The organism is Bacillus sp. LR--39 (assembly GCF_053613335.1).
Genome location: NZ_JBSIOT010000471.1, coordinates 1 through 938, shown reverse-complemented (window position 1 = coordinate 938; position 938 = coordinate 1). Strand labels below are relative to the sequence as shown.

The window sequence follows — 938 nt, the reverse complement described above, 5'->3', positions numbered from 1 at the left end:
ATAGCAGCCGATGCGTCCCGATGACGATATCAACCGTTCCGTTTTTCAGCCCTTTGATTGTTTCGTTTGCTTCTTTTCTCGTTCTGAACCTGCTGAGAAGGCCGATATTAATCGGATAGTCCTGGAAGCGCTCTTTTATGGTTTCATAGTGCTGCTGTGCCAAAATTGTTGTCGGAACGAGCAGAGCTACCTGCTTTCCGTCACCGATCGCCTTAAACGCGGCACGTATGGCAACCTCTGTTTTACCGTAGCCCACATCTCCGCACAGCAAGCGGTCCATCGGACGTTCTCTTTCCATGTCTTTTTTGATTTCGTGAATAGAACGAAGCTGATCCTCAGTCTCTTGATAAGGGAAAGCCGATTCGAATTCACGCTGCATCTCATGGTCAGGAGAAAATGCATAGCCCTTGCTCGCTTCTCTTTCGGCATACAGCTTAATTAAGTCGTCAGCAATATCCTGAACGGATGTCTCTACTTTTTTCTTGACCCGCTTCCATTCACTTCCGCCTAATTTATACAGCTTTGGCTCTTTTCCTTCGGAGCCGACATATTTTTGGACCTGATCAATTTGTTCTACAGGGACGTAAAGCTTGTCACTTCCCTGATAATGTATATTTAAATAGTCTTTATGAATGCCGTTGATTTCAAGAGTTTCAATCCCCAGGTATTTTCCGATCCCGTGATTAATATGAACGACATAATCTCCAATTTGAAGCTCAGAATAGCTTTTGATGCGTTCTGCATTGGTAAGCTTCTGTTTTCGCGGCTTCTTCTTTACACGGTTTTTGAACAGTTCTTCTTCCGTGATAACGGCAAGCTTCATTAACGGCAGCTCAAATCCCGATTGGAGCTCGCCTTCCATGATATAAACCTGTCCCTGAACAAGCGCTTTTTTGCTGTCTGTCATGGCGGCCTCGATATCATAATCAGCCAAAACA

1 protein-coding gene is annotated in these 938 nt (G+C 44.8%); it reads right to left on the bottom strand.

Features of this window, described 5'->3' with window-relative positions; genetic code table 11:
- The coding region (locus tag ACWHAR_RS24225) for a CarD family transcriptional regulator (protein ID WP_452088077.1) at positions 1–938 on the bottom strand (938 nt) is incomplete at both ends.